Annotated in this window: 10 protein-coding genes and 1 riboswitch; of the genes, 6 read left to right on the top strand and 4 right to left on the bottom strand. The window is 41.2% G+C overall.

Annotated features, from left to right (window positions below; translation table 11 throughout):
• Window positions 1–4: 4 nt before the first annotated feature.
• A complete protein-coding gene (locus A9260_RS08780) occupies window positions 5–1,219 on the top strand; it encodes a hypothetical protein (RefSeq protein ID WP_068698147.1) in 1,215 nt (404 codons plus the stop codon).
• 97 nt (window positions 1,220–1,316) lie between these two features.
• On the opposite strand, the gene A9260_RS17260 is transcribed toward A9260_RS08780, so the two are convergent.
• Together A9260_RS17260 and A9260_RS08775 are read right to left on the bottom strand one after the other, a co-directional pair.
• A complete protein-coding gene (locus tag A9260_RS17260) occupies window positions 1,317–1,487 on the bottom strand; it encodes a transposase (protein WP_197485270.1) in 171 nt (56 codons plus the stop codon).
• Between the two features lie 206 nt (window positions 1,488–1,693).
• A complete protein-coding gene (locus A9260_RS08775; RefSeq protein WP_068698144.1) occupies window positions 1,694–3,250 on the bottom strand; it encodes a carboxypeptidase M32 in 1,557 nt (518 codons plus the stop codon).
• A 79-nt stretch (window positions 3,251–3,329) separates the two neighbouring features.
• Here A9260_RS08775 and A9260_RS08770 point away from each other — a divergent pair, with 79 nt between their 5' ends.
• The gene (locus A9260_RS08770; RefSeq protein WP_068698142.1) at window positions 3,330–3,959 is read left to right on the top strand and encodes a LysE family translocator; all 630 of its coding nucleotides are present in this window, start codon (window positions 3,330–3,332) and stop codon (window positions 3,957–3,959) included.
• Window positions 3,960–4,003: 44 nt separating this feature from the next.
• Here the strand turns inward: A9260_RS08770 and A9260_RS08765 are convergent, their stop codons facing one another.
• Window positions 4,004–4,531 (bottom strand): ATP:cob(I)alamin adenosyltransferase, encoded by a 528-nt coding sequence (locus A9260_RS08765; RefSeq protein WP_068698139.1) that lies wholly within the window; start codon window positions 4,529–4,531, stop codon window positions 4,004–4,006.
• A 218-nt stretch (window positions 4,532–4,749) separates the two neighbouring features.
• On the opposite strand from A9260_RS08765, the gene A9260_RS08760 reads away from it, so the two are divergent.
• Genes A9260_RS08760 through A9260_RS08750 form a run of 3 tightly spaced genes read left to right on the top strand, consistent with a single transcriptional unit; the run spans window position 4,750 to window position 7,529 of the window.
• The gene (locus tag A9260_RS08760; RefSeq protein ID WP_068698137.1) at window positions 4,750–5,670 is read left to right on the top strand and encodes an ABC transporter substrate-binding protein; all 921 of its coding nucleotides are present in this window, start codon (window positions 4,750–4,752) and stop codon (window positions 5,668–5,670) included.
• Window positions 5,667–6,716, top strand: a complete 1,050-nt coding sequence (locus A9260_RS08755) for a FecCD family ABC transporter permease (protein WP_068698135.1) — start codon at window positions 5,667–5,669, stop codon at window positions 6,714–6,716. The genes A9260_RS08760 and A9260_RS08755 overlap by 4 nt, the downstream gene beginning before the upstream one ends.
• Window positions 6,717–7,529, top strand: a complete 813-nt coding sequence (locus tag A9260_RS08750; RefSeq protein WP_068698133.1) for an ABC transporter ATP-binding protein — start codon at window positions 6,717–6,719, stop codon at window positions 7,527–7,529.
• 296 nt (window positions 7,530–7,825) lie between these two features.
• Here the strand turns inward: A9260_RS08750 and A9260_RS08745 are convergent, their stop codons facing one another.
• Window positions 7,826–9,205, bottom strand: coding sequence for an alanine/glycine:cation symporter family protein (locus A9260_RS08745; RefSeq protein WP_068698131.1), 1,380 nt, complete (start codon window positions 9,203–9,205; stop codon window positions 7,826–7,828).
• A gap of 89 nt (window positions 9,206–9,294) precedes the next feature.
• Window positions 9,295–9,387, bottom strand: a riboswitch (glycine riboswitch).
• Window positions 9,388–9,666: 279 nt separating this feature from the next.
• On the opposite strand from A9260_RS08745, the gene A9260_RS17030 reads away from it, so the two are divergent.
• Window positions 9,667–9,825 carry a hypothetical protein gene (locus A9260_RS17030; RefSeq protein ID WP_197485269.1) on the top strand — a complete coding sequence of 53 codons (159 nt, stop codon included), beginning with the start codon at window positions 9,667–9,669 and terminating at the stop codon, window positions 9,823–9,825.
• Window positions 9,826–9,827: the final 2 nt, after the last annotated feature.

Genomic DNA, 9,827 nt, shown 5'->3' with positions numbered 1-9,827 from the left:
ATCTATGGATTATTTTAAAATAGATATACCATTCAATAATCGACATCAATGCTGGTTTTGCGGAGAACCAAGTGAAATATCATTGGACTACCCAAGAAGGGTTGATTTTGAAGCTAAGGGTCATTTGTCTATTAATCTACCAATTTGTGATGAGTGCAATTCATTAGCAACGAAAGAATCTTCCAATTCAATATACGATTTGAAATTGAAACTCACTCATAAGAACTTGATAAAGTATGCAAGAGTGCTCGGCATTGGGATTAACTGGACTAAATTAGAGTTAGAAAGTGAGCAATTAAGTGGTGCAGCATTTGTTGGCTTTAATGAGAGCGCTTGGGGTATGTATGAGATTGCCAGACAGAGAATAGCCTTCCAGGGTTGGCCTTTGACCTACGATGAAATTCCTTTAGAGTTGATCGATGATTCTCATTTTTTCGAAAGTGAAGGTGTCAAATTTTTAAATGTTTCGTCGGCAATTGACTACTATTGCGATGCAGAAGGATTAGACAAGGAATTACTTTCGTTACTCTCTGACCTACTTGGGGAAACGCGCTTTAAAGATACACTTCTAATAGCAAGAGTTAATACAAACTTGACTCGAAAAGAGCGGCAACAAATTTTAAATGAAGTGGAGAAGCAAGAGAGTGATAGCAGGAAAGTAGAGAAAAGAAACTCACATTTCAATATTGAGTCTGTTGATATTGATGTTGGAGAAATTTCGCCAGTATTAATTAATAGCAGCACTCTTAAACCTGATGATATACATTGGTTGTTTATTAATAGCGTTGATAGTTTTGATAAACTAAGTGAACTCGAAGACCTCTTTTTTGAAGACTTTTACCATCTAGGAGGAGTAGGGGCTTTGCAACTATATAATACACTTCAATTATATCTAGGAGTGATAGAGGATAAAACCAGTAATTTTGAAGATCCAAACTCACATTTATGGTCAGGTAATACGAGCATTAAAACAGAGGTAATTGGCAGGAAATTTAAAGCTGTAGCGGATCTTAAAACAGGTAATAAGCAAATGATGGCGACATTGATTTTTGATGAACTTACGGATAAACAAATAGTCCGCAAACTATTGCTTCTATTAGATACAGTAGAGTTAAACCTAAAGTTTGTATCTAAAGATTCAGATGAAGATACTGAAGTTCTATACTTAAAGGGTAAGTTCAACAGTTCAATGAATATTGTTATTACTGACATGTGCTAATTCAGACCAAAATTCAGTTAACGTGCTTGTCAAGATGTTCCTCGAACTAGACAATAAATAGACTCATAGCTTGACGCCAGTTTTGAATGGGCATCGTTCATTTCTTGCTGGCATCTCTGATTACTAGGTACACCATTTTGGTTGCGGCCTCATCATTTAGGAAGATTTTGCGCTTCTTCAAAGCCTTAAGTATATCGATGTTAGGAGATTTAATCGTATTAGTTGTGCAGGTGTGATTGAATTGTAGTAAGTAAGTGAGTTTGGCCATTAAATTGAGGTTTTGCTATACCCAAAGTAAACCGTTAAACGCTAATTTAGCAATCTATGTAGCTCAGTTCGTCAAGAGATGTGTTATCAATCCATGCTTTGGGACAAAATCGACTTAGCGTCATTACTCTAAAACGTTTTATGTCCCAAAAGGAGTTAGTAGTTAAATATCTTGTTTGATGAATCTAAGCCGATAATTTTCCAAGCTTACAAGTAGCGATTGATCAAATGGTCTTTAAAATGCTGAGGGTTAAGTGTTTCCCCTGTAGCCTGCTTCACCAATTCATCAGTGCTTAGAAGACTTCCTTTACTCCAGATGTTTTCAGATAACCAAGTGAAAATAGGGGACAAATCTCCACTCGCTACTACATCTTCAACGGATATAGTCTTCTTCATCGTCGCCATAAATTGTGCTGCATACATGGCACCTAATGTGTAACTAGGAAAGTACCCAAAACTTCCATCACACCAATGTATGTCTTGCATACAACCGTCTCGATAATTATGTGTTTTTGTAGGCGACATTTTACCCTTGACGTCCGTCCAGTGTATATCCTGCATGCAACCGTTCTTATAATTTCCGGCAGTAGACAAGCCTAAGTAGGATTGCATTTTTGCATCCCATAGTTCGGGCACATCATTGTAGGCAATCTTACCGTTGATAAGATCTCGTTCTATTTCAAAGCGTAAGATGACATGAGCGGGATAAGTCAATTCATCAGCATCTACACGAATGAAGTCTTTTTTAGCTCGTGTGTATAGCTTGTTTAGGTTAGTGGCTTCAAATAAAGCGGGATTATGATCGGTAAATTGCTTACCTGCTAGGTGGCTTAGGTGATCAATAAATGGCTTACTGCGTCCAAGTTGCATCTCAAAAAAGAGTGATTGAGATTCGTGAATCCCCATGGAGCGAGCTTCGCCACTTGGGTTGCCAGAAAGAGAACTTGGTAGCCCTTGTTCGTATCGTGCATGACCGGTTTCATGGACGATGCCCATTAGCGATTGCATGAACTCGTGCTCATCGTATCTAGTAGTGATCCTGACGTCTTGGGCCACACCACCGCAGAAAGGATGCACACTTTCATCTAAGCGTCCGTGGTTAAAATCAAATTGCAAAAGCTTCATTACTTGCAGGCCAAGTGCTTTTTGTTTCTCTGTTGAGAAAGTGCCACTAGGAACAATAATCGATTCTGTCGCTTGCTTTTCAATTACGTCATCAATAAGAGTCGGTAGCCAAGTTTTCACATTGTCAAAGAGTGCGGTTAGCGAGTCACAATTGGTGCCTGGCTCAAATATATCGAGCATGGCGTCATAAGGCGTTAACCCTGTTGCTTGCGCGCGAATTTGCGCTTCTTCTTGTGAAAGGGCCACAACCGGTTGCCAGTTTTTAGCAAAACCGTTCCAGTCATTTTCGCCTCTTTGCGTGCGCCAAGCGTGCTCACATTTGGAGCCAGCCAGTGATTTAGCTTCAACAAGCTTGGTCGGTAAGACATTGGCCATTAACCAACTGCGCTTCATTTCTCTAAGTTGCGCGGATTCTTGCGTAGTTAATGATTGCTCTGATGCTTTACCAAACCACTCTTCAAGTTGAGGAAGGGTTTTGAGTTGGTGAACATGAACAGAGAGTTCTGCCATTGCGCGTCCGCGAGATTCATTGCCTCCGCTTGGCATCATGGCCGCAGCGTCCCATCCACAAATAGCAGAAAGGTGATTGAAATTATCAATCTTTTGGAAATGGTCTTTGAGTGATTGAAAAGCAGACATATCGCTTCCTTAACAGTATTGAATTGGTTTAGACTAACAAACTTCCTGCTTCATACCTAGCTTACAGATAGAAAACTCAATGCAGATTAACGACTTATATACATTCATTTGCGCAATGACCCTTCTGACAATTACTCCGGGCCTTGATACCGTATTAGTCATTCGTAACACCAGTCGTGGTGGAAAGCTTGATGGTTACGCAACCAGTCTTGGGGTTTGTTTGGGCTTATATGTGCATGCAACATGGTCAGCAATTGGCGTTGCGGCAATCATTAGCCAAAGCCCGGAGCTGTTTAACGGCATTAAACTGGTGGGCGCTTTCTATCTAATTTGGCTTGGGATCTCCGGCATTCGCTCACTTAAAACAGGCTCAGGCTTGATTGATGTCTCTACTAACGCTTCTCACGTTTCAGTTATGACCTCGATTAGACAGGGTTTTTTATCGAATGTCTTAAATCCCAAAACGGCGGTATTTTATTTGGCATTCTTGCCACAGTTTATCGATGCTGCGGGTAATTTATGGCTACAGTCTTTAGTGCTTGCTTCGATTCATTTTATCATTGCTATGCTGTGGCAGTGTGGTTTGGCGAGTATGTTAGATAGAGCAAAAGAGTGGCTATCAAGCGGTAAAGTTAATTATCGCCTGCAAATGATGAGTAGTTTGGTGTTGCTTGCTCTGGGTGCGCTGCTGGTTTTTGAGTGTATCTAGACCGCATTGAACCCAGAGGTTATGGTTTGGAATTAGGCTGAGTGTTATTTTTTGCCGGGGTAATTGATGCTGGTGTACTCCGGCTCGATGATGCCCATTTCTTGATTAAGCACGCGAGTTAATGCGAAAAAGTAATTCACTAGCAGGTTAGCAAATCTTGGTAGGGTTTCTGGCACTGTTTTGCCGTATTTCTCTACTAGCACGAGTTGTCGAACCACTTTTTTAGACAAGCTTCGGCATTGATGAAGAACGATAACAGGACCTGTCCCTCTAGGAAGCACAAAACGCTTGTTGTCATCGGTCACTTTATCTTTAAACAAATGATACTCTTTTGCTAATGACTCGATATCCGATTCAAAAATGCCATTTTTGCCACGAATAGAACCATTAAGATGAAATATTTTTGGTTGAAGATCTTCAAGTGATTGACGAACTTCAACATTTTCAATGTTACTCAGGGCTAAACCTACAATAGTGCACAATTCATCGGTGAGTATTTCAAAGTCGCATAAAGGGCTTTCTTCAAAAATAAAAGGGTAGGCCAGCTCATCAATGTTGCCGCTGAATTTCATAATGCTTCCTTTGTTGTACTTTACTAAAAAAAACAGGCTAGGTTTCAATGCGTTACACGTCAAAGATTGCTATTCTATAGCCTTAGTTGCCATCTAATCATTGTTACTGATTAAAATCACCCTATTCTTAAATAAAAATAGTTAAATAAACAATGAGAGTCCTAAGTTTTAGGCTGATGCAACATGCTTGTATTTAATGATGTATGTAAAGGGTTTAGATGAAAAACATAGGAAGTTTATTGAGAGCGTTGTCTGTATTTGGACTATTTTTCTCCGCATTTGCTTGGGCTCAATTTCCTCTAACAGTAACGGATGCCGGTGGTACGACTATCACTCTGTCTGCTGCACCGCAAAAAATATCGTCAAAAACTCTATTTAGTGATGAGGTGTTATTAGATCTTATTGAACCGCAACGTTTTACTTCGGTCACTAATCTAGTGGATGACAAACAGTTTTCGCCTATCGTCGGTAAAGTTCCAAAGTCTGTACCGCGATTGGATCTCAATGTTGAACGCATTTTGATTAATCAACCTGATATTGTCTTTGCCGCAAGTTGGACCGATGCAGGGCGAGTAGAGCAATTACGCTCTTCGGGAATTAAAGTATTCCTATTGCCAATACCCACAACGCTCGATGGCATTAAAGATACAATAAAACTTGTCGGCAAAATTGTTGGAGAAGATAACAACGCAAAAAGCATTGTTATCGACATGGAACACCGCCTTCAAGAAGGGTTAATTCTAACCAGACATAAATTTAAACTGCTTGATTACAATAATTGGGGCACATCCAGCACTAAAAATTCCACATGGCAGTTGATTGTTAAGCAGGCAGGCTTTGTTAATTTGGTGGAAGATCTTGATGCCGATAAATATGGTCAAACGCCCATGTCAAAAGAGCTGCTTATTTCTCTTAATCCAGATGTCATGTTTATCCCTGGATGGTTAGACAATGAACAGCAAGGTGATAGCAAGTTATTACAGCAAGTGATGACTGATCCTGCATTACGTCAAGTTAAAGCCGTTAAACAAGGTTGCGTATACCCAATTCCAGAGGCGTTAAGAAGCACTTATAGCCAATATATTGTGGATACTATTTTGTATGTAAATCAAAGTGTGCTTGGAGCGCCAGCTCCATGATTGCAGACTCCAGCTACGCAAAGCTGAAGTGGTATAGTTATGGCGGGGTCATTGCATTAATCGCTTCTATATGGGCGGCGCTAATACTAGGCGCGGTTGATCTTTCTATTATCGATCTGTTTTCTTATTTAAAACTGCTGATAACAGAAGGGCAAACTGTTGCCGCTTCACAATACCCTATGATATCGGCCATTGTAGTGCACATTCGTTTGCCAAGAGTGATTGCCGCCATTGCCGCAGGCAGTGCATTAGCGCTAGCGGGGGCGTGTACTCAAGGGCTATTTCGTAATCCATTGGCCAGTCCGGACATTCTAGGCGTTAGCGCCGGAAGCAGTTTTGGCGCAGTGATTGCAATTACTTCAGGCTTATCTATTACCCATCCATTATGGACACCTATTATCGCCTGTATTGGCGCATTAACCTGCGCCATGTTTGTGTTTGTGTTAGCGCGAAACTCTTCAACTGGGCAGACTCTTTATCTCATTTTGGCCGGCCTTGCTTTATCTTCATTGCTTGGCGGCGCAACCTTAGCGGTTTTACTGTTTGCTCGCCAATATGAAGTGAGCCAGTTTGTATTTTGGACCATGGGCGGTCTTGAAGGTCGAATTTGGACACAAATTATTTGGCCTCTGCCTGTCATTGTGGTGTGCGCCACTTGGCTACTAAGACACAGTAAATGGTTAAATACTTTATCAATTGGTGATGAGGCCGCACACGGACTTGGCATGAACGTGGGGCGAAGTCGTTTTTTACTGCTACTTTGCGCGTCAGTATTAACCGCAATGTCTATCGCGATTGCTGGACCGATTGGTTTTATTGGATTAATGGTTCCACACCTAGTGCGTATGCTTACAGGGGCAAACCATATTAGTTTATTGCCACTGTCTGCGTTATTTGGCGCTATTTTCTTACTCATCTGTGATTTGATTGGACGCTATATAATTGCACCTTATGAGATCAAAGCCGGCATTATTACCGCCATTGTTGGTGGGATATATTTCCTTTGGTTAGTGGTTCGAGTGCAAAAGCAAGGAAGGTTATTGTAGATGAACTTAGATGTGCAAATAGATGAGCAAATAGATAAGAGTCACGCCCAGGTTACAGTGAGTGATCTCTACGTTAAGTTCAATCAGTCTGTTATTTTAGACAAGGTTAACTTTCAGCTTAATGCAGGTTCTCTAGTGGGTATTATCGGAGCTAACGGCGCTGGTAAGTCGAGTTTACTCAAACACATTAGTGGTTACCTTAATCCGATGCAAGGACAGGTACTCATTCAAGGGCAGGAGGTTTTTTCGCTGCCTTCAGAACAAAGAGCACGTTTACTCAGCTATCTACCACAAATTAATCGAGTTGAATTTCCTTATAAGGTCACCGAAATGGTGTCATTAGGGTTGTTAAACAGTGAGCATTTGGATAAAAACAGCAAAAAGCAAAAGATACAGCAAGTGCTTAAAAGGCTTGATATTGAATCCCTTGAAGATCGTCAGGTCGATCAGTTATCAGGTGGTGAACAACAACTGGTTCATTTGGCTCGAATTTTATTGCAAGACACCCCCGTTATTTTGCTTGATGAACCCAGTGCCAGTTTAGATATAGGCCACGAAGCGCAGCTGATGAATATTTTGTATAGCTTGGCTTTAGAGGGGAAGACGGTGATTGTCGCGCTGCATAATTTAAATACCGCCGCAGAATTTTGTGACCGATTACTTTTGCTAAATAAAGGGCAATTAATCGCCGATGGCACACCGCAAAAGGTATTAACTCAACAGCAAATCGAAGGGATTTATCCATTTGAAGTAAAAGTGTCAACCAATTCAAGTACCGGTAATCCTAATATACTGGCGATAAAGAAAGGTTAATTTTACTCTCAAATTCAAGTTGTATACTAAAGCCAATATTCTCTAATCTACATAAAAATAAAGGTCGCTATTGTATACAGCGACCTTTATTGATTTAACCTATTAGGGTAATTAAATATTAACTACTTACCAGTTACTTTCGTCGGTAACGTCAGGGTGAGATCACGAACGTTATTTGAACAAAATCATGTGCATTATCGGAACAAGTCTTTGTGGCATGGATGCCACAATGAAGCCATCAAGGATGATTTTACGGCGTCTTGTGGAGATGATGCACATGATTGGTCGAAAACTGTTTACTCATGCGTTCGCCCTACCGGTAACGTGGTATTAAAAAACAGTTTAGTTTCCGCTATAACCACCTGACGCAGGGCAATCAGTCCAATCAAGTTAGGGACTGCCATCAAGCCATTCACGATATCGGCAATCAGCCAAATCATATCCAACTTCATGAACGCCCCAGAAAATACTAATGCGATGAACACGACTTTGTACGGCAATATAGCTTTAGTGCCAAACAAGTAAACCACACAACGCTCGCCGTAATAGTTCCAACCTAGGATGGTGGTAAAAGCAAAGAACAGTAAACCAACAGAGACAATGATAGGGCCAAATACATCCGCATTAAGACCAACCGCAAACGCGTGAGTCGTCATTACTGCGCCCGCTAAATCCGTTTGCCATGCGCCTGTAATGATCAGAGCTAAACCTGTCATGGTACAGATAATGATGGTATCAAAGAATGTACCCGTCATTGAGATCAAGCCTTGGCGTGCACATGAATCTGTTTTAGCAGCCGCAGCTGCCATTGGCGCGCTACCTAAACCGGATTCGTTAGAGAATACACCTCTGGCAATACCCGATTGAATGGCAAGCATGACACTAGCACCAAAAAAGCCGCCGCTTGCCGCTGTTGGGGTGAAGGCAGAGACAATAACAAGTTCAACCGCAGATAGAATCTGATGGCTGTTATTAATTAAGATGCTAAGACAGGCCACCACATAAATCACAGCCATGGTAGGCACAACTTTGCCAGCCACACGAGAGATAGACTTGATGCCACCTAAAGTAACCAAAGCCACAAGGATAGTAAGCACGACTGCTGCATAGGTACGGTTAGCACCAAGAGTGACCTCTGATGCGTCTAATATTGCATTTACTTGTGGGAATGTACCGATACCAAATAGCGCAACGCCTAAGGCAAATACCGCAAACAAAGTTGCGAGTACTGGCGATTTAACGCCATCACGTAGGTAGTACATTGGACCGCCTAGCATACCGCCTTTATCGTCGGTAGTACGGTACTTAACAGCCAACAAACACTCGGCGTATTTGGTTGCCATACCAAACAGAGCGGCAAGCCACATCCAAAATAATGCGCCTGGACCACCTAACTTGATAGCCGTCGCAACACCTACAATGTTACCTGTACCAATGGTGGCGGAAAGGGCAGTACATAAAGCAGCAAATGCAGTAACGTCGCCTTTAGCTTGCGAGTCTCCTGATTTACTAAATACCATTTTTAGGGCAGTAGGAAGATGCCTAAACTGAATTAGACCTAGACTAAAGGTAAAATAAACACCGGTACCGACCAATAAAATAAGAAGAGGTGGTCCCCAGACAAAACTGTCGATGGATTGTAAAATAGAGTGAAGCGAAGATTGTGAAAAAAGCATGGTTTCCCCTTAAAAAAACTACATATAAGGAGAAGAGTGAATGCGGATCAAAAGAACAAAATTAACTACAAAAAAATGGTTAAACGCAATTTCACTCCTCTGTCCTTTTGCCTGAGAGTTTCACCCTAAAAGGGCTTGCTCCTTCGGCGGCCAATTTAATGACTCTCTCCAGAGATTCCTCCAACTGCAGTCCTCACTTGTTGAAACAAGAACGTATCACAAGAACCTGAAAGATTTACTTCTTCGGTGGACGTAATAAAACGTCACTCTCCTGCAGTTTTCATCGGAACTAGCGTAAAAACGCTAGGTGTGTAAGTAATTTACTTACAGGTGGCTAAATTAACATAAATAGTTACAGATTCAAGAGGCTTTCGAAATTTCTTTTACTTTAGGATAACTAAAACAAAGAGTTAACTGTTAAACTGAAAGCTGAATGTTTCTATATGGATTTTGGAGTGTAAATGACTCGTTTATTTGCTATTGCCATATTAGGTGCCCTTGCTTTTTTCTTGGTGTATTACAACGCCAGTGAAAAGCTGCAAAAGTGGGTGATTATTGTGTTGTGCAGTGGGTTTGCGCTCTACACTGTAAGTTTGGTTGTCAGTGAGTTAATTCGCTAATG

The organism is Vibrio sp. UCD-FRSSP16_30, assembly GCF_001676025.1.
Lineage (GTDB): Bacteria > Pseudomonadota > Gammaproteobacteria > Enterobacterales > Vibrionaceae > Vibrio.
Note: the sequence above shows the minus strand (reverse complement) of the source record. Positions and strands in the feature narration are given on the sequence as shown.